This window comes from Bacillus sp. FSL K6-2861 (assembly GCF_038630725.1).
Taxonomy (GTDB): domain Bacteria; phylum Bacillota; class Bacilli; order Bacillales; family Bacillaceae; genus Bacillus; species Bacillus velezensis.
Genome location: NZ_CP152037.1, coordinates 1,130,172 through 1,149,560, shown reverse-complemented (window position 1 = coordinate 1,149,560; position 19,389 = coordinate 1,130,172). Strand labels below are relative to the sequence as shown.

Here is a 19,389-nt window from a genome sequence, read left to right as displayed (position 1 = left end):
CTTGGAGGATGATACGTTTATAGGTAGGTTTTAAATTCATCTTCAGTGCACATAACAAAGTGTCCCGGTTTCACTTCTCTGAATTCCATCTTTTCTCCGTCTTGCAGCTGATGAATGGACGGATCGTATTTCTTTCGCGTACGATTTCTTTCATAGTCCGGATCAGGGAGCGGGATAGCGGACAGCAATGATTTCGTGTATGGGTGAAGCGGGTTTTCGTAAAGCTCATCCGCCGGCGCAAGCTCCACCAATTTTCCAAAATACATGACGCCGATGCGGTCACTGATGTATTTGACCATTGATAAATCATGGGCGATAAACAGGTAAGTGAGCCCTTTTTCTTTCTGCAATTCTTTCATTAAATTGACGACTTGCGCCTGAATGGAGACATCAAGCGCCGAAATCGGTTCGTCCGCGATGATAAACTCCGGATCAACCGCCAGCGCTCTGGCGATTCCGATACGCTGGCGCTGTCCGCCCGAAAATTCATGCGGGTAGCGGTTGGCGTGCTCTTTATTTAAACCGACCGTTTCCAGCAGTTCGTGAACCCGCTGCATCCGCTCTTTTTTCGTTTTTGCCAGGCGGTGAATATCTATTCCCTCGGCAATAATGTCGGCGACTGTCATTCTCGGATTTAAAGATGCGTACGGATCCTGGAAAATCATCTGCATTTTCCGGTTAAACTCCAGCAGCTTCTTGCGGGATTTTTTCCCGTGCACATTTTCCCCGTTAAAGAGAACTTCCCCGCCGGTTGCCTCATACAGCCGGATAATGCTGCGGCCCGTCGTTGATTTACCGCAGCCCGATTCTCCGACAAGGCCGAGCGTTTCACCTTTATAAATATCAAATGACAAATCATCTACGGCTTTTACCGTTCCTTTCTGCGTGAAAAAATGCTGTTTTAAGTGTTTAATTTCGAGAAGTTTCTCAGTCATTTTTTTCACCTTCCTTCATTAAAACAGGATGCTGATACGTATTCGGAAGCTGACGGATTTTAGCCTTCACCGCTTCAGGCGGCTCGACCTTAGGCGCATCAGGATGCAGAAGCCACGATTTCACAAAATGCGTGTCAGACACTTTATACATCGGCGGTTCCTGTTCAAAGTCAATTTTCATCGCATATGAGCTGCGGAGCGCAAATGCATCCCCTTTCGGAGGATTCGTCAGATCAGGCGGCGTGCCCGGGATGGCCGTCAGTTTTTCCTGATCGGTGCTGTCCAGGCTAGGCATTGAGGCAAGCAGTCCCCACGTATACGGATGGCGCGGATCATAAAAGATTTCATCCACCGTGCCCGATTCGACGACCTGACCCGCGTACATGACAGCGACCCGGTCGGCGACATTGGCGACAACGCCGAGATCATGCGTGATAAAAATGATAGATGTATCAATTTTCTTTTGCAGATCTTTCATCAGCTCAAGGATCTGTGCCTGAATCGTCACATCAAGCGCTGTTGTCGGTTCATCGGCAATTAACAGTTTCGGATTTGCCGCAAGCGCCATCGCGATGACGACACGCTGTCTCATCCCGCCTGAAAATTCATGGGGGAATTGGCCGATCCGTTTTTCGGGCATCGGAATCCCGACGAGATCAAGCAGCTCTATGGCGCGCTTTTTCGCGGCTTCACTTGAGATTTTTTCATGTTTGAAAAGCACTTCCGTAATTTGTTTGCCGACTCTCATCGTCGGGTTCAGAGAGGTCATCGGATCTTGGAAAATCATTCCGATGTCCTTTCCTCTGATGGCCTGCATTTCTTTTTCGGACATCGGCACGATATCGCGTCCGTCAAAAAGAATCTGTCCTCTTTTAAAGTAGCCCGGCGGCATCGGGATCAGCTTCATAATCGCTTGGGAGGTCACACTTTTTCCGGAACCTGACTCCCCCACGATCGCCAGCGTCTCTCCTTTATTCAAATGGAAATTCACGCCGCGGATTGCCTGTACCTCTCCGCCGTATGTTTTAAATGAAATGGCTAAGTCTTTTACTTCTAGCAAACGTGTCACTCATATCACTCCTTATTTGCGTAACTTAGGATCCAGCGCGTCTCTTAACCCGTCGCCGACAACGTTAAAGCCGAACATCGCCAGGCAGATAAAGCCGGCAGGGAAGAACAGACGCCAAGGGTAATAGGTTAATGCAGGCAATCCGTCTGAGGCCATCGTTCCCCAGCTCGCAAGCGGCGCAGGTACGCCGAGGCCCAAATAACTTAAAAACGCTTCTGTAAAAATCGCCGTCGGAACCGTCAGTGTCATTGTTACGAGGATAGAGCCCATCGCGTTCGGGACGATATGCTTAAACAATAGCCGGCCGGTTTTGGCGCCGAGTGTCTGTGAAGCAAGCACATACTCCTGATTCTTTAATTGCAGCACCTGTCCGCGGACGATCCTCGCCATATTGATCCAGCCCGTGATCGTCATGGCGACGATAATGGTCAGCAATCCTTTCGGCAGGACAACCATCAGCAAAATAACCATTAATAATGAAGGAACAGCCCACAGAATGTCGGCGATGCGCATCATCACTTCATCTGTGCGTCCGCCGCGGAATCCGGAAATGCTGCCCCAGATTACGCCGATTAATAAATCAAGCACGGCAGCTGCGACACCGATAAAGATGGAAATCCGCGCGCCCACCCATGTCCGGACGAATATATCCCTTCCAAGGTCATCCGTGCCGAACCAATGATCTTTCGACGGCGCTTTATCCGCATTTAATAGATTGGTAGTGGCATAATCATACCTTGAAAAGACAGGCGCAAAAATCGCCATCAGAATAATAAGAACGATCAGTACGAACCCGACCATCGCAAGCTTATTGCTGCGGAAGCGGAGCATGGCGTCTTTCCAGAGGGAAAGGCTTTTTTTATTTATTTTTTCGGCATCGCCGGCATTAGCTGAAGCTGGTTCAAACATATTTTTAGGAATGTTCTGCATGGTCTAGGCTCCTTTCTTTGCTTTGGAAAGCTTGATTCTCGGATCGATTAATCCGTACAGCACGTCTACAATTAATACGCATAAAAGCAGGAGCACGCTGAAGAACACGGTAACTCCCATAATGACCGTATAATCACGGTTTGTAATGCTGTTTACAAAATGCGCGCCTAAACCGGGAATTCCGAAAATGGATTCAATGATGAAACTCCCCGTTAAAATGGATGCCGCCATCGGCCCCATATATGTCACGACCGGCAAAAGCGCGTTTCGCAGCGCATGGCGCACGGTGACTGACGGACGGGAAAGTCCTTTAGCTTTTGCAGTCCGTATGTAATCGCTGTTTAACACTTCAATCATGCTTGAACGGGAGAGTCTGGCAATGAACGCCATCGGCATGGAAGCGAGCGCAATAGAGGGCAGAAAGGTGTATGCCCAGGATTCCCACCCTGCGACCGGGAACAGTTCTAATTTAATTGAGAAAATATATTGCAAAATCGTCGCCAATATAAAGCTCGGAACTGAGATCCCAAAGATCGTTAAAATCGCAATGGTATAATCCTGCCATTTATTATGGTACAGGGCAGCAAGCACCCCGAAAAGCACACCGAACGCTAAAGCGAGGAGAATAGCTTCTGCACCGAGAGTGAATGAGACGGGGAAGCCTGAATTGATTAAATCATTAACACTTTGGCCTTTATATTTAAAAGAAGGTCCGAAGTCCCACATCGCCACAGATTTTAAGTAGCTGACATATTGAACGAAAAGAGGCTTGTCCAAGCCATAGTGTTCGTTTAAGTTTGCCTCAATTTCAGGCGGCAGCTTTCTTTCGCCGGAAAATGGTCCGCCCGGCGCTGCCTGCATTAAGAAGAATGTGGCGGTCACAATCACAAACAGCGTGATGATCATGTAAATGAATCGTTTACCGATATATTTCAGCAAGGTGAACACCTCCATGTTTTTTACAATTTTATACTTAATCAGTAAGAAAGGTATATGGGGACATCCTCCCCATATACCTTGGGTCTTTTGTTTTCAGAACCGTCTTTTATTCAAAAGAAGCATTTCTGAAGTAAACTTCGCCTGTTCCTGTCAAGATCACATTTTTGAGGTTTTTATCCTGCACCCAAGGATCCGTATAGAAATAAACTGGCGCGACCGGCATTGCGTCAATAAAGATCTTTTCTGCTTTTTTCAGCTCTTCGATACGTTTATCCGGATCCGTTTCAAGCTGAGATTGGTTCAGCAGCTTTTTAAACTCAGGATCTTCCCATCCGGTATCATTGTTTCCGCCTTCTTTATCACGGAACAATTCTAGGAAGTTGATCGGATCGTTGAAATCGCCGAGCCAGCCCATACGCCCGATTTGGTAGTTCTGGCTGTGCAGCTTGTCGATGTAAACATTCCATTCGGAGTTATCAAGCTCAACTTTGACGCCCAAGTTCTTTTTCCACATTTCCTGTACGGCCTGCGCAATTTTCGCATGCGCATCATCCGTATTGTAGGACAGTTTGATCGCCGGAAGGTCAGAGGCATTCTTGACGCCTAATTCCTTCAGTCCTTTATTTAAGAATTCTTTAGCTGATTTGACGTCATTGTCTTTGAAATAACCTTTTGTGTTATCCTTGAATCCCTTCATTGACGGCGGCACCGCAGCCATGGCCGGGATCTGTTCGCCCTGCGTTACATTTTTTACGATGGACGAGCGGTCGATCGCATAAGCAAGGGCTTTACGGATGTTGACATTGTTCAGCGGTTTCGCTTCTGTGTTGAATTTGTACCAATACACGCCTGCGATCGGTTCAACGTGAAGAGATCCGTCTTTTTTCAATGTCGGCAGAGATTCAGTCGGAAGCTGGCCGAGCGGCATTCCTGCCCAGTCAAGCTCACCGGCCTGGAATTTTTTCAGTTCGGTGTTGTTATTGTTAATCATCACCATGTTGATTTTCTTCAATTTCACAGCGTCTTTATCCCAATATTGATCGTTCTTTTCGAGCGTGATGGAACCGCTGTGTTTCCAGGCCGTCATTTTGAACGGGCCGTTTGACACATAATTTTCGCCCGCGTTTGTGTTCCAGTTTTTATGTTTTTCCGCGATTTTCTTGTTGATCGGCATATACGTATAGAATGAAGTTAATTGCGTGAAATAAGGTGTCGGGTTATTCAGTTCAACCTTTAATGTTTTGTCATTTACGGCTTTTACGCCTACATCATCAATCTTGCCTTTTCCTGTATTGGCAGCTTCAGCGCCTTTAATGTAGTAGAGCTGATAAGCATATTGTGATTCGTTGTTCGGGTCAAGCGCCCATTTCCACGCATATTCAAAATCCTGCGCCGTCACAGGGTCGCCGTTAGACCATTTCGCACCGTCACGAATCGTAAATGTATAGGTCTTTCCGTCTTTGCTTGTTTCAATTTTAGATGCCATTCCTTCTTCAGGCTCACCTTTGGAGTTTACGCGTGTCAATCCTTCAAAAGTCTGGCGGATTACGCCTCCTGAAACGGAATCATTCGCTAAACCCGGATGCAGTGAGAACGGCTCGGTTTTAATATTGATATTAAGTGAAGTCTGTCCTTTGGTGTCTTTTTTACCGCCGCCTGATCCGCCGCTGAATCCGCCGCACGCACTTAATACAAGCGAGAAGATAAGCATCAAACCTACAATAGACCAACGCTTTTTCATGCACTAACCCCCTAATCAAATTTTTCAGCCTTTACTACTAAATACTCAGAAATATCAGACAAAATAACTTAATATTTTTCTAAACTTTAATTGTGTTCCGTCTTTTCTGATTATTTTATGTAAAGAAGCTGTAACAATAGAGTGAACAAGTTCATTATAATGAAATGAATAATTTATTGCAATACTATTTTCTCAATTTAAAATATTTAAATTTGGTCAGTTTTTCTGTCAAAAAGGTGATACACTTCTATAGTTTAAAGCATGACCTAACTAAATTTTTTTATTGCAATTTCCAGTTCATATTGCTTTTTACATATAATATTCGTTATACGAAATGTTGATATACGTTATCATTTAAGCATTTTCAGTTCTTTTTGAGGATTTCCAGCCCTTAAGCAAACTGGAAATAAGCTTGTATTCCTCTGATGACATTTGGCTATAATTGATTTATAATAGATCAATCAAATACATTTGTTGTGATTGCGATGATGAAGAGTAGTACACATTTTCATCCGTTTGAAGAGAGTCTGCGGTGCTGGGAGCAGGTAACGGGCGATGTGGAATGGACTTCTGAGCAGCTGACCGAACGTTAGTAGGCCCAGCCGGAGCAGCCTCCGTTACCAACGTCTCGAGCGATTCCATTGTAATGGAATAATCAGGGTGGCACCACGGTTCATTCGTCCCTTTTTTCTACGGGAAGAATGGGCTTTTTTTATTATGTTTTAAGAAATGAGGTAAGAACTATGAAGAAAACGATTTTTTCTGGCATTCAGCCGAGCGGTTCCGTTACCCTCGGCAACTACATCGGCGCAATGAAGCAATTTGTTGATTTGCAGCATGACTACAACGGCTACTTCTGTATTGTCGATCAGCATGCGATTACGGTTCCGCAGGATCGGCTTGAGCTGCGGAAGAACATCCGCAATCTCGCGGCTCTTTACCTGGCCGTCGGACTTGATCCCGAGAAAGCGACCCTCTTTATCCAGTCGGAGGTTCCCGCTCATGCCCAGGCGGGGTGGATGCTCCAATGCGTCGCATATATCGGCGAGCTTGAGCGGATGACGCAATTTAAGGATAAGTCAAAGGGCAAAGAAGCCGTCGTGTCCGGACTGTTAACCTATCCGCCGCTGATGGCCGGCGATATTTTACTGTACGGAACGGACCTTGTTCCGGTCGGGGAAGACCAAAAACAGCATCTTGAACTGACCCGCAACCTGGCGGAACGCTTTAATAAAAAATACAATGACATCTTCACGATTCCTGAGGTGAAAATTCCTGAATCAGGCGCGCGCATCATGTCACTGGCTGATCCGCTCAAAAAAATGAGCAAATCAGATCCGAACCAAAAGGCATTCATCACGCTGCTTGATGAACCGAAGCAGCTCGAGAAGAAAATCAAGAGCGCCGTGACTGATTCTGAAGGCATTGTAAAGTATGATAAAGAAAACAAACCGGGCGTTTCTAATCTTTTGACGATCTATTCTATTTTAGGAAACACATCAATTGAAGAATTAGAAGCTAAATATGAAGGCAAAGGGTACGGTGAATTCAAAAGCGATTTAGCCGAAGTCGTTATCGGCGCATTGACACCGATCCAAGAGCGCTACCGTGAATTAATTGAGAGCGACGAACTTGACCGCATTCTCGACGAAGGAGCGGCGCGCGCAAACAAAACGGCCGGCAAAATGGTGAAGAAAATGGAAAACGCCATGGGTCTCGGACGAAAAAGAAGATAAAGAAAAGAGGCGGGAGAATCCCCGCCTCTTTTTTAGTTCACTTTTGATTCCTGCTCCATTTCCCAAAGCTTTTCGAAAAACGGCTGCCCTTTAATCAAATTTTCACAGAACGCAAGATGTTTATCTGACCAGCCTTCAATTGTTTCATTGTAAAGCATGTCCCAAATCTCTTCAAAGCTCATCCGTTTGATCTGCTCGTACATATGCGGATTCCATTCCGTGTACCAATACACAATTTCCGCACGGTTTTTCAACCCTTTCAGCTGGTCGAGCGCCATAAACATCAGCTGCTTGATCTGCCGCTCTTTTCTCGTCAGCCCTCTGACATGCTCCGGCGCCAATGACAAAATGTGATATTCCTTTGAAGACTCCAATTGCGCCGGCTCAAATTGAAACGATTCCGGTTCTACATCCTTTACCATTTCATAAACAAGCTGCTCCTGTCTCGGAATCAGGCGGCTCTTTCTGACCGGAATGGTATATCCAATCGTATCCACGGCAATGATGCCGATCCCGTCTGTCACGACAAAACAGTACTCCAGCTTTGTCCGCTCATGATTTTTTCGCACGTATGACTTTTGGTGGACTTGGTCAAGCAGCTCTTTCGGAAGCTCTGATAAGTCGTTTTCTATGTAATGAAATAATACCGACGGCACTCTGAGCAGCGGCGTCTGATCCAAAAGCTCAACCGTGTCTTCCTTCCGCCATTCGTGAAAATGGCATACATTGTAGCCGTTTTCTTCCCCTTCAAACCAATTGACCCATACATCATGAAGAAATAACATATTCGACCCCTCACTTTATAAAAACTGTTGTCCACAGTATAGGCAAGGGATAGATAAATTATTCCATTTCAATATGAGATTTCCGCATTACGGAGCTGGATTTCCGACTGCATCGCAACAAAAAAATCTCCCGTTCCGTCCGGGAGATCATTTCACATTTTTCGGATCAAGCGCATCACGCAGCCCGTCTCCGACAAAGTTAAAGCACAATACGGTAAGAAGAATCAACAACCCCGGGAATAACGGGTACCACCAAGCCTGAATCATAAGCGTAAAGTTCTGTGCATCCTGAAGCATATTGCCCCAGCTTGCGATCGGCGGCTGAATCCCGAAACCGAGATAACTTAATGTAGATTCCGCCAAAATAACCGTTCCCACCTTTAATGTGGCTGAAACAATAATCGGTCCGAGCGCATTCGGCAATATATGAGAAAAGATGATGTGATGATTTTTTGTACCGATCGTCTTTGCAGCTAATACAAACTCTCTGGAACGAAGCGATAAAAACTCCCCTCGGACAAGGCGTGCCGTTGTTGTCCAGCCTGTAAGGGAGAAAATTAAAATTAATTTATCCATTCCGGGCTGGAAAATCGTAACAAGTGTAATAAGCAAAAATATATCAGGTATGGATAATACGATATCAACGGTTCTCATGAGAACGGCATCGACAATCCCTTTAAAATATCCGGCAACGGCTCCGACAACTGTCCCGATTGTAATCGCGCCGATCACAGAAGCGAATCCGACAAGCAAGGAGACGCGCGCCCCGTACAGAACCCTCGTAAAGATGTCTCTTCCGAATTTATCAGTTCCCATTAGATGTTTTAAGCTCGGCGGCTTCAAACGATTGATAAGAGATTGACTCTCCGGAGAGTAAGGAGCGATTACCGAAGCGAATAAGGCTGACAAGATGATGATGGTTAATATAACGGCTCCGATTACAGCTAGTTTATTTTGAAAGAACTTTTCGAAAAAAATCTTCGTCATTGTTTCCGGTTTGGATTGAATATTTTCCTTTAATTTTACTTCGCTGGGGGGTGTGCCGGTATTTGGCTGTAACATTTGACCTCTCACCTCTCTTTGTTAATATTCAATGCGGGGATCAACCAGCGCATATAAGATGTCCGCAATTAAATTCCCCACCACAACCAAAACAGCTGAAATGACCGTCATGGCCATGATAACCGGATAATCCCGCGAAAAGGCTGAATCAATAAACAATTTGCCGAGACCCGGCCAAGTAAAAATCTGTTCTACCACTACCGCTCCCCCGATAAATGACGGTATCATCAGACCAAAAATAGTGATGACAGGAAGAAGTCCGTTTCTCAAACCGTGTTTAAAAATCACTTTATTATCTCGGAATCCTTTCGCACGCGCCGTTCGTATATAATCCTGTTTTAACACATCAAGCATACTGGATCTTGTGTATCTCGTTATCCCTGCCATGTCTGCCGTGGCGAGCACAAAAGCAGGCAGAATCAAGTGATGCAATCGGTCAAATATGTTAAAGTCAGCATTCAAAGTGCTTACTCCGCCAGTGGGAAACCACCCCAGATTTACAGATAAAACCATGATTAAAATCAAACCGAACCAAAAATTCGGAATGGCAAGCCCTAAAAATGAAGTAACAGTTATCCCGTAATCCAATTTTGAATAAGGACGTTTCGCTGACAGAACACCAAATGGAATAGAAATAAGAAGAGCGACAAGGGTTGAGAAAAGCATAAGCACAATCGTATTCGGTAAGCGGGATAAGATAAGTTCAGAAACTGGAGTGCCTTTCTTGACGATAGAAGTCCCGAAATCCCCTTGCAGCATATTACCCAGCCATTTCACATATTGAACAGGTTCCGGATCATTCAACCCGTATTTTTCAATGAATTTCGCCCTGTCCGCTTGACTGATTGTAGGGTCCATCATAAGTGACATCGGGTCTCCCGGCGCTGCTTTCATGATGGCAAACGACAAAATTGTAATGCCTAAGAGAATCGGCAAGGACATTAATGTTCGCCGTAAAATATATGTAACCATGTTCTTGTCCCCTTTTTAAATAGGATAAGAGAGGAAAGGAACCTCCTTCCCTCTCCAGGGCTTTTGCTATTTTTGATCCAGCCACCATTTTTCAATATTGTACAAGTCATTTTTAGGGTGGAATACATAACCTTGTAAATTATTCGGCATCGCTCTGTGGTAATTGTAATAGAATAAGAAGCTGTACGGCTGATCTTCAGCAATCAATTTGTATATCTCTTCATATTTCTTTTGGTATTCTTTTCTGTCTGTAATTGTCTTCGCTTCTTCAAGCAGCTTATCGACTTTCGGGTTTTTATACCAGATATTATTCAGCCCGTTTTTCGATTGGCTTGAATGGAAGATAGAGAATTGATCCGGGAACGTTGCAAGACTCCATCCGAGAAGAAGAGCGTCATAATCCCAATTAGGGGCACTTGTCTGTTCAATTAACGCACTGAATTCAACAATTCGCGGTTTAGCCTCGATTCCCACTTCTTTTAATTGCTGCTGAACGACAACAGCTAAATCTTCACGAATTTTATTGCCTTGATTCGTTTTAATTTCAAATGAGAATTTTTTTCCGTCTTTATCAAGGTAGCCGTCACCGTCATGGTCTTCCCATCCGGCTTCTTTTAGCAGCTGCTTTGCTTTTTTCGGATTATAATCAAATGTCGGCACTTTAGACTTCGGATAATTCCATGACAGCGGACTCTCAGGAACATCCGCTACCTTACCGTCTCCGTTCAGCACTTGATCCACCATTGCCTGCCTGTCAAGAGCGTAAGTCAATGCCTGACGCACTTTTTTGTCCTTAAAGATCTCTTTTTTCTCATTCCAGCCGATATAGCTGTAGTTTAAGCCAAGGTCAGATTTGACCTTCACATTTCCAAACGTTTTAACCGTATCAAAATCTGTGCCCGGCACAACGAAGAAATCAATATCTCCCGCTTTTAACTGAGCCACGGCAGCGTTAGAATCAGGTATTGTTTTTACTGTCACTGTATCAAGGTAAGGTCTGCCGCCAAAGTAATCATCATTTGCTTCCAGTTTGACATACTCGCCCTTTTTCCACTCAACAAACTTAAACGGACCGGAGCCGATTGGATTTTTACGGTTAAATTCATTCTCTCCCAGATCAGCAACCGGGACCTTACCCAATATATGTTTAGGCAAAATGCCGTAACTGTCGAGAACGACATTATAGAAATAGGCATCTTTTTTCTTCATTTTAAACTGAATTTCATATTTTCCTTTTTTCGTTACGGATTTAAGGGACTCAAAACCCGAGCCACGCTCACCGTTGTAATCTTTGTTAAGAGGGATGCTGTAGGTGAAAACAACATCATCGGCCGTCAGCTCTTTTCCATCATGGAATTTTACGCCTTTTTTCAGTTTTACATCATACGTTAATCCCCCGTCAGCTTCTGTTACTTTTTCAGCCAGCGACGGCTTGACGTTTAATTTCTCATCAGTTTCCAATAATGTGCTGTAAAGCATTCCTTCAATATCAGAACTTGCAACATCGGTAGAATAAAGTGGATTAAAAAGTGTGGGTTCCCCGGTTGACCCGACAACCAAATCTCCGCCTTTTTGCGGTTTTCCTGCCGGTTTGGATTCGGTGCTTGTGGATTTTGAGCCGGAGCAGGCTGACAGGAAGATGGCAAACGCCATAAAAACACTTAGCATCATCAGTGCGCTTTTACGTAATTTCATATCAATTCCCCCTTTGTGATATATATGCAGCAAACTGGTTATGTAATCCGGCATACCCCCTCTCGATGCTTGTCATTTCAGGCATATAAATGGCAGGCAACGTAATGGCCGGGAGCGGCTTCTTCAAATGCCGGGATTTGTTCCTTGCAGATCGGTTTGGCCATCGGGCACCGCGTGTGGAACACGCAGCCTTTCGGCGGGTTTGCCGGGCTTGGCAGTTCTCCTTTCAGGATGATTCGTTCCCGCTTGACGGCGTCTTTTTTTCTCGTGACGGGCACTGAAGACAAAAGCGCTTGCGTATAAGGGTGAAGCGGATTGCCGTACAGCTCGTGTTTATCGGTCAGCTCCATCATTTTTCCCAGATACATGACGCCGACTCTGTCGCTGATATGGCGGACAACACTCAAATCATGAGAAATAAACAAATAGGTCAGGTTGAATTCATCCTGCAGTTCTTCCATCAGATTGATGACCTGGGCCTGAATGGAGACATCGAGTGCGGAAACGGGTTCATCCGCAATAATCAGCTCGGGATTCAACGTCAGAGCCCGCGCAATCCCGATCCGCTGGCGCTGCCCCCCGGAAAATTCGTGCGGATAGCGGTTTGCAAAGCTCGGATGAAGGCCGACTTTCGCCAGCAGCTCCTCCACTCGCTCGTTCCGCTCGCTCATGCTGTACATATGGTGAGTCTGGAACGGTTCTTTAATAATGGAACGCAGCGTTTTCCTCGGGTTAAGGGATGCGAAGGGATCTTGGAAGACCATCTGGATGTTTTTGCGGACGCTTTTTCTCAGCTTTTCTTCAGATAAGCCGGAGATATCCTGACCCTTAAAAAGAATCCGGCCGTCTGTCGGCTTGTATAAACGGATCATCGTCCTTCCCGCCGTTGATTTGCCGCATCCTGATTCACCGACGATGCCGAGCGTCTCCCCGCGCTTCAGTGAAAAAGAAACACCGTCAACAGCCTTTATATCACCGACTTTCCTTTGAAAAAAACCGGAGCGGATCGGGAAATATTTTTTTACGTCTTTCAGCTCTAAAATCGTTTCTTGGCCTGCAGCTGTCATTTTGATTGGGCACCCTCTTCCTCATATAAAAAACATCTTACAGAACGGCCGCTTTCATGCGTTATCAGCTCCGGCTGCCCTGTTTTGCATTTGTCCATCGCTTTTGAACACCTCGGGGCAAATCGGCAGCCTTCCGGAAGATTATCCGGTGTCGGGACACTGCCTTTGATCGCTTTTAATGTATCAATCTCTCCATCTATCACCGGTATGGAGTTTAACAGCCCTTCGGTATACGGATGAAGAGGGTTTAAAAATAAGTCCTCCACACTCGCGCTCTCTACGACTTGTCCGCAGTACATCACGATCACCCTGTCGGCGGCTTCGGAAACCACACCTAAATCGTGAGTGATCAGCAGAATGGAAGTATCAAATTTTTTGCAGAGGTCTTTCATCAGCTCCAATACTTGGGCTTGTATCGTCACATCAAGCGCCGTCGTCGGCTCATCAGCGATCAGAAGCTTCGGATTGCAGCTGAGCGCAATGGCGATCATCACCCTCTGTCTCATCCCTCCGGAAAGACGGTGCGGATATTCTTTCATTACTTGTTCCGCTCTGGAGAATCCGACGAGTTCCAGAAGCTCAACGGCTTTTTTGGACGCTTCTCTTTTATTCATTTTTTTATGGTATTCAAGCACTTCGGTAATTTGTTCGCCGATGGTCAGCACCGGATTCAGGGAAGTCATGGGCTCCTGAAAGATCATAGAGACGTCATTTCCGCGGATTTTGCAATATTCGTTTTCGGTGAAGGAGGCCAGGTCCCTGCCTTCAAGCTTAATCGAGCCGTCCATAATTTTTCCGCCCGAGCTTTGGACAAGTCCCATAATAGAAAGCGAGGTGATGCTTTTGCCCGAGCCGGATTCTCCTACAAGAGCGACGGTTTCGCCTTTGTTAATGTGAAAATCAACCCCGTCGACTGCGGGGATCGGCTGTTTCTTTCTGAAAAAATAGGTCTTTAAATTATTCACTTCTAATAGTGTGCTCATGATACGCCCCTTTCTCATTCCGCTGAAGCAGAGGGAAACATACGTTTCGCTATCACAAAATATAGAATAGTCGAAAAATTTTATAGTTGTATATTATTACATCATTATTACAAAAGCAAGAATTTTTTAGGATAAATGTAATATCCTTAAATAACTTCCATTCTTTTAATCTATTAAAGCGTTGCCTCCAGAAAGGTTTTTGAAGGGATGGCCAATGCTTCTTTTACTGTTTTTTGATGACCGGTTAAATATTTTTTTACTATATTGAATCCGACGGCATAGCCGAGCATTGAGGGGAAGTATCCTTTTCCGTATAACAGCTGGGAAAACATTCTGCTGTCTCTCGTTAAGCGGAGGTTCGGCTTGATTCTTTTTTCAAACAGAAAATCAAGCTGCTCAGGCGTATAGTAGGACGTCCATTCCGCCGTAAGACTTGAGCCGAACCGCTCATATACAGCATATTCTGCCAGCCCCTCCATCATGATTGTATCAAGAAATGTCTCGTCTTTTTCGTCCTTTGTCACATGTTCTAACCGGCAGACGTGATTATATTCATGTGTCATAAGGGCGGATACAGCTGAATTGGAACTATCCGACGATAGAAAGAGGAACATTTTGTCCCGAAAGGCCAGACCGGATTTTGATCCGAATTCCTGACGGATTTTCCGGTTTCGTTCGTCGACGGGCAAAACTACGATCGGCACGTCCGGCCCGTTCCACTTCTCCTTTAAATAAGCTTCCTCCTTTTGAATATGGCTGTAGCATCCTTTTTCTTTCAGCCGTTTACTGGTCCTAACGCCGTCCTTCAAATGGCGGAACATGCCGTGGTTTTGCAGCATCCCGAGTATCGGCTTCCACTCTTTCTTATCGGCCCCTGCAAAAAGCGGCAAAAGATGCGGGGCCAGATCATTTACGGATGCCGCCTTTTCCATCCATTGATATGTCTGCTTGACGCTCATACCGGTTCGCCTCCTCTTGTTGTTATCATATGCACACACAAAAAAACCGGCCACCTTTTTCAGGCAGCCGGTCAAAAACTGTATTATTGATATTTTTTAAAGATCAAAGTGGCATTATGTCCGCCGAAGCCGAGCGAGTTGCTGAGAACGATGTTGACATCCTGCTCGCGCGCTTTGTCCGGTACATAATCTAAATCACACTCTTCATCAGGTGTTTCGATGTTAATCGTCGGCGGGATAATGCCGTCTTTAATGGCCATGACGGAGAAGATTGCTTCAATTCCTCCGGCAGCGCCTAACAAATGACCCGTCATTGATTTTGTCGAACTGACGGCAAGCTTGTACGCATGATCACCGAAAACGGTCTTAATGGCTTTTGTCTCGTATTTATCATTGTAGTACGTGCTTGTGCCGTGAGCGTTGATGTAATCAATTTCTTCAGGCTTGATGCCCGCATCTTTGATTGCTTCCTGCATCGCTCTTGCACCGCCTTCCCCGTCTTGGGCAGGCGCGGTAATGTGGTAGGCGTCACCCGTTGAGCCGTAGCCGACAATTTCCCCGTAGATTTTCGCACCGCGGGCAAGGGCATGCTCAAGCTCTTCAAGCACGATGATCCCCGCGCCTTCTCCCATGACAAAGCCGTCACGGTTTTTATCAAACGGGCGGCTTGCCGTTTTCGGATCAGGATTTGTAGAAAGGGCTTTGTTTGCGCTGAAGCCCGCAAATGACATTCTTGTCAGCGGCGCTTCCGTTCCGCCCGTAATCATCGCATCGGCATCGCCGCGCTGAATGACTTTAAACGCGTCACCGATAGAGTTCGTTCCCGTCGCACATGCCGTCACCGTACAGGAGTTGACTCCTTTTGCTCCGAGAGCGATTGAGATTTGGCCTGTCGCCATATCCGGAATCATCATCGGAACAAAGAAAGGGCTGACCCTTCTCGGCCCTTTAGTCAGGAAGATTTCGAATTGGGATTCAAGCGTTTCAAGACCGCCGATTCCGGACCCGACCCAAACGCCGACTCTCGGCGCGATCTCGTCTGTGATATTCAGACCGGCATCTTGAACGGCCATTTTCGCTGCTACGACAGCATATTGCGTGAAGCGGTCCATTTTTCGCGCTTCTTTTTTATCCATGTGATTTTCAATATTGAAATCTTTCAGTTCAGCAGCTACTTTCGCCGGATACTCGTCCGATTCCACACGTGTGATCGGTCCGATTCCGGATACGCCGCCGATTGCATTTTTCCAGCTTGTTTCGGCGTCGTTTCCAAGCGGAGACAGGGCTCCAAGCCCTGTAACGACTACTCTTTTTTTACTCATCTTGTGTGCACCTCACCTTTTTTTATCGTCCCCAGCGTATTGCTATGGCGCCCCATGTCAATCCTCCGCCGAAACCGACCATGACGATGACGTCGCCGTCTTTAATTTTGCCTGCTTCCAGTTCCTCTACTAATGAAATCGGAATGGATGCTGCGGATGTGTTTCCATATTTATGGACTGTTTTAGACATCTTTTCAACCGGAAGCTCCAAACGTTCCCGTGCCGCTTCCATGATGCGGATGTTTGCCTGATGCGGAATCAAAAAGTCTACGTCCTCTTTGGAGAGGCCGGCTTTTTCAATGACATTTACACTCGATTCACCCATTTGCCGGACGGCGAATTTGAATACTTCTCTTCCATGCATGATTGTATGCCCTTTTTCATCTAAGTACAAGTGCTGACCGCCTGTACCGTCTGCTCCGAGCTCAAATGACAGTATGCCTCTGTCGTCGCTGACCGGTCCGATGACCGCCGCTCCGGCTCCGTCTCCGAACAGCACAGCAGTATTGCGGTCGTCCCAGTCGGTAATGCTTGAGAGCTTTTCCACGCCGACCACGAGGACATGTTTGTATGTTTGCGATTCAATGAATTGTTTGGCGGTTACGATACCGTACATAAAACCCGCACATGCGGCGCTGATATCCATCGCGCACGCTTTTTTGGCCCCGAGCTTCTCTTGTATCATACAGGAAACGGTAGGGAAGGACTGGTCAGGAGTAACCGTCGCCACGAGGATCATATCAAGCTCCTCAGCGGAAATGCCGGCCTGATCAAGCGCTTTTTGCGCAGCCTCAGCGGCCATGCCGGATGAATACATATCTTCCGCGGCGATTCTTCTTTCTTCTATACCTGTTCTCGTACGAATCCACTCGTCCGATGTATCTACCATTTGTTCAAGATCATGATTTGTCAGCACTTTTTCCGGGATGTAACGGCCGACGCCAAGAATTCCAGCTTTCATTGGAAAGACTCCTTTTTTATAATGAATTTAAAACTAATTAGTTATGATCAATTATTAGTATCAGGTACTAATTCTACCCTATTTTTTTTCTGTTGGCAATATATTCGTCTAAACTATCGGACGCTGCTCCTCATAGAATAAAAGGAAGACGAAAGGAGGCTTCACTATGGATATTTTCTCCAAAATGATGTTCGGCGATTCCAGAGACCGGGATAAAGAACCGGAAGAAAACCCGGAGCAGCCTCAGGCTGAAAACGAAGAAGAGATCGATTACAACCACGTGATGAATCAGCTGGGGTCCATCATGAACTCTCTGGATCAATTAAAGCCCGTATTTAAAGACTTCGCGCCGATGGTGTCCGCTATAAAGAAAAAAATCATGTGAAAAGCCACTTCATGAAAAGTGGCTCTCTTTATTTATTCAGCTCCCCGGCATCAGATCTGCCAAGCTCATACGCTTCCGCCATGACCGATGTAAACAGGTCCATAAACGGCTGAATCATTTCCATAGACAGATCTATGCCGGATTTCTCAAGCTCCGCCTTTGCTTCCGGCAGGTATTTCATCGCGATCTGCATAAATTCAAGAGACTTTTCATGCTGCATGTGTATCCACCTCTATTCATTTGACGGCAGTTCATTTGTTCGGTTATACGTTTTTACAAGGTCTGAGATTTTGTCTTGAAATGCTTTGTCCACCAGAGGGCTGAACGTCCCCATTTCAACGACTCCTTCCCTGAAATCAAAGTTGTGATCTCCGCTCTTGAGCGTACCTTTATTATATTGCTCGGCAATTAATGTATAGGCTTTATCTACGTTTTGCACCGTGCTTGTCAGCACCGTGTTTTTGCCGAGATTCGATTGTTCGGCGACATAGCCGATGGCGTAAAGCCCGTCTTTTTTGATTTGCTGAATGACAGGAACATTATACCCGTCTCCGGCCGGATATACAACATCCGTGCCTTCCGCTTTTAACTTCTCGTAAAGATGCAGCGCTTCATTGCCGTTATCCCAGTGGTCCGTAAATTCAGTATTGACGGTGATATCGGGTTTTTCATATTTCGCCCCTTTGATAAAGCCGTCTACTTCAGGCTGCCACAAAAAGGAGGCGATGACGCCGACCTCATTGGTTTTTGACATATGGGCGGCTGTCATTCCCCCGAAAAAACCCATTGCTTCTCCCATAAGATGAACGCTTGTGACATTATCGCTTTTCGCCGTTCCGTTTGCGACGACGAATTCCATGTCGGGATAATCCTTGCTGATCATATTGAAGATTTCCTCGTATTCATTTCCGTGCCCGTATAAAAGATTGACTCCTTTTTTATGAAAATCATCTATCGCTTTTAAAATATCTTCATCGGATCTGATATTTTCTTTATAATAAACGTCAACGTTAAATTCAGATTGTATCGCTAATAAACCTTTGTAACCTTTTGTGCCCCATACCAAGTCACTGATGGTATCGGGAAAAAGCATTCCGACCTTCTCAATTTTTCCTTTAAACGGAGTTTGTGCGCATCCGCTCAATAAAAGGAGGACAGAAAAGATCATGACAAGCCTGGTGATCAAGCCATGTTCAACCCCTTTTCAAACTCATAACATGTATAATTGATATACGTTTATTGTAGCGGTAATGCACATAACATGGAAGGTATTTCTTAAAAAATGTCGAATATTGATGAAAATTGTCTTTTCCACTCTTGAATTTTTTCTTCCGCTTCCGTTTTTTGCGTTTTTTCTTTTATTTCCAGGGTAATAATCTGATTTTCGTCTTCTGTGCCGTCAGCCTCAAGCTGATTCATCAGCCCGCAGACCGCGTCTTCTAAAAAGATCCTGCTTTCGCCATCTTCTTTTTCTTCCGTCCACGGACCGTAAAGGGGAGGAAGGATAATCGCTTTGGCTGTATCCCGCTGAGCGTTTTTCTCCCAGTCTCCGTGATCCTCACTGTAAACAATCCAATATAAGGGCTCAGCCCTTTCTTCAGGCAGACACCCGCTCCCGTATTGAACGCAGATACGATCGTATTCCTTTTCACCGATTTCATCTATTATTTGAAAAAGCCCGTTTCTCGCGAGCCACATTAAACGTTCTTCTAAATACAGCTGCCTCGTTTTGTCCTCCGGTTCTGCCAAAATGACCTCAACGTGCACACCCTCATCCATCAACCGTTCGCACAATGAAAGGCCGAGAAATTCATCTGCTCCAATGATCAGCGCTGTTTTCATCACATC

General features: G+C 45.6%; 19 protein-coding genes and 1 other annotated feature. Of the genes, 2 read left to right on the top strand and 17 right to left on the bottom strand.

The window, feature by feature from the left end; genetic code table 11:
- Positions 1–17: 17 nt before the first annotated feature.
- The 5 genes from oppF to NYE62_RS05715 all read right to left on the bottom strand — a co-directional run bounded on the left by oppF (position 18) and on the right by NYE62_RS05715 (position 5,614).
- Positions 18–935, bottom strand: coding sequence for an oligopeptide ABC transporter ATP-binding protein OppF (oppF, locus tag NYE62_RS05735; protein WP_012117283.1), 918 nt, complete (start codon positions 933–935; stop codon positions 18–20).
- Positions 928–2,004 carry an ABC transporter ATP-binding protein gene (locus NYE62_RS05730; protein WP_003155039.1) on the bottom strand — a complete coding sequence of 359 codons (1,077 nt, stop codon included), beginning with the start codon at positions 2,002–2,004 and terminating at the stop codon, positions 928–930. The genes oppF and NYE62_RS05730 overlap by 8 nt, the downstream gene beginning before the upstream one ends.
- Before the next feature lie 12 nt (positions 2,005–2,016).
- Positions 2,017–2,934: an oligopeptide ABC transporter permease OppC gene (oppC, locus tag NYE62_RS05725; protein ID WP_007409113.1), complete on the bottom strand. Its 918-nt coding sequence runs from the start codon at positions 2,932–2,934 to the stop codon at positions 2,017–2,019.
- Between the two features lie 3 nt (positions 2,935–2,937).
- Entirely contained in the window at positions 2,938–3,873 is a 936-nt protein-coding gene (locus tag NYE62_RS05720; protein WP_003155043.1) for an ABC transporter permease, read from the bottom strand.
- 106 nt (positions 3,874–3,979) lie between these two features.
- Entirely contained in the window at positions 3,980–5,614 is a 1,635-nt protein-coding gene (locus tag NYE62_RS05715; RefSeq protein ID WP_012117282.1) for a peptide ABC transporter substrate-binding protein, read from the bottom strand.
- 476 nt (positions 5,615–6,090) lie between these two features.
- Positions 6,091–6,302, top strand: a binding site (T-box leader).
- Between the two features lie 55 nt (positions 6,303–6,357).
- Between NYE62_RS05715 and trpS the strand changes: the two genes are divergently transcribed.
- Positions 6,358–7,350 carry a tryptophan--tRNA ligase gene (trpS, locus tag NYE62_RS05710; RefSeq protein WP_014304785.1) on the top strand — a complete coding sequence of 331 codons (993 nt, stop codon included), beginning with the start codon at positions 6,358–6,360 and terminating at the stop codon, positions 7,348–7,350.
- Between the two features lie 32 nt (positions 7,351–7,382).
- Here trpS and NYE62_RS05705 read toward each other — a convergent pair whose 3' ends face one another.
- The 9 genes from NYE62_RS05705 to NYE62_RS05665 form a co-directional block, all read right to left on the bottom strand.
- Entirely contained in the window at positions 7,383–8,135 is a 753-nt protein-coding gene (locus NYE62_RS05705) for a YjbA family protein (RefSeq protein WP_007409116.1), read from the bottom strand.
- Between the two features lie 147 nt (positions 8,136–8,282).
- On the bottom strand, positions 8,283–9,197 hold the full coding sequence (opp4C, locus tag NYE62_RS05700; RefSeq protein WP_007409117.1) for an oligopeptide ABC transporter permease: 915 nt from the start codon (positions 9,195–9,197) through the stop codon (positions 8,283–8,285).
- Between the two features lie 21 nt (positions 9,198–9,218).
- Positions 9,219–10,169: an ABC transporter permease gene (locus NYE62_RS05695; RefSeq protein WP_003155051.1), complete on the bottom strand. Its 951-nt coding sequence runs from the start codon at positions 10,167–10,169 to the stop codon at positions 9,219–9,221.
- 66 nt (positions 10,170–10,235) lie between these two features.
- A complete protein-coding gene (locus tag NYE62_RS05690) occupies positions 10,236–11,864 on the bottom strand; it encodes a peptide-binding protein (protein ID WP_007409118.1) in 1,629 nt (542 codons plus the stop codon).
- A 77-nt stretch (positions 11,865–11,941) separates the two neighbouring features.
- The gene (locus NYE62_RS05685) at positions 11,942–12,931 is read right to left on the bottom strand and encodes a dipeptide ABC transporter ATP-binding protein (protein ID WP_003155053.1); all 990 of its coding nucleotides are present in this window, start codon (positions 12,929–12,931) and stop codon (positions 11,942–11,944) included.
- Positions 12,928–13,914, bottom strand: a complete 987-nt coding sequence (locus NYE62_RS05680) for an ABC transporter ATP-binding protein (RefSeq protein WP_012117279.1) — start codon at positions 13,912–13,914, stop codon at positions 12,928–12,930. The genes NYE62_RS05685 and NYE62_RS05680 overlap by 4 nt, the downstream gene beginning before the upstream one ends.
- 173 nt (positions 13,915–14,087) lie before the next feature.
- Positions 14,088–14,873, bottom strand: a complete 786-nt coding sequence (locus tag NYE62_RS05675; RefSeq protein WP_042635051.1) for a DUF2268 domain-containing protein — start codon at positions 14,871–14,873, stop codon at positions 14,088–14,090.
- Positions 14,874–14,956: 83 nt separating this feature from the next.
- Positions 14,957–16,195, bottom strand: a complete 1,239-nt coding sequence (gene fabF, locus NYE62_RS05670) for a beta-ketoacyl-ACP synthase II (RefSeq protein WP_015417206.1) — start codon at positions 16,193–16,195, stop codon at positions 14,957–14,959.
- Positions 16,196–16,217: 22 nt separating this feature from the next.
- The gene (locus tag NYE62_RS05665; RefSeq protein ID WP_007409122.1) at positions 16,218–17,156 is read right to left on the bottom strand and encodes a beta-ketoacyl-ACP synthase III; all 939 of its coding nucleotides are present in this window, start codon (positions 17,154–17,156) and stop codon (positions 16,218–16,220) included.
- 166 nt (positions 17,157–17,322) lie between these two features.
- Between NYE62_RS05665 and NYE62_RS05660 the strand changes: the two genes are divergently transcribed.
- On the top strand, positions 17,323–17,541 hold the full coding sequence (locus tag NYE62_RS05660; protein WP_007409123.1) for a hypothetical protein: 219 nt from the start codon (positions 17,323–17,325) through the stop codon (positions 17,539–17,541).
- 28 nt (positions 17,542–17,569) lie between these two features.
- Here the strand turns inward: NYE62_RS05660 and NYE62_RS05655 are convergent, their stop codons facing one another.
- The 3 genes from NYE62_RS05655 to NYE62_RS05645 form a co-directional block, all read right to left on the bottom strand.
- A complete protein-coding gene (locus tag NYE62_RS05655) occupies positions 17,570–17,761 on the bottom strand; it encodes a ComZ family protein (protein WP_003155061.1) in 192 nt (63 codons plus the stop codon).
- Positions 17,762–17,773: 12 nt separating this feature from the next.
- On the bottom strand, positions 17,774–18,727 hold the full coding sequence (locus NYE62_RS05650) for a BMP family ABC transporter substrate-binding protein (RefSeq protein WP_007409125.1): 954 nt from the start codon (positions 18,725–18,727) through the stop codon (positions 17,774–17,776).
- Between the two features lie 89 nt (positions 18,728–18,816).
- Entirely contained in the window at positions 18,817–19,383 is a 567-nt protein-coding gene (locus NYE62_RS05645; protein ID WP_342497289.1) for a hypothetical protein, read from the bottom strand.
- Positions 19,384–19,389 lie beyond the last annotated feature (6 nt).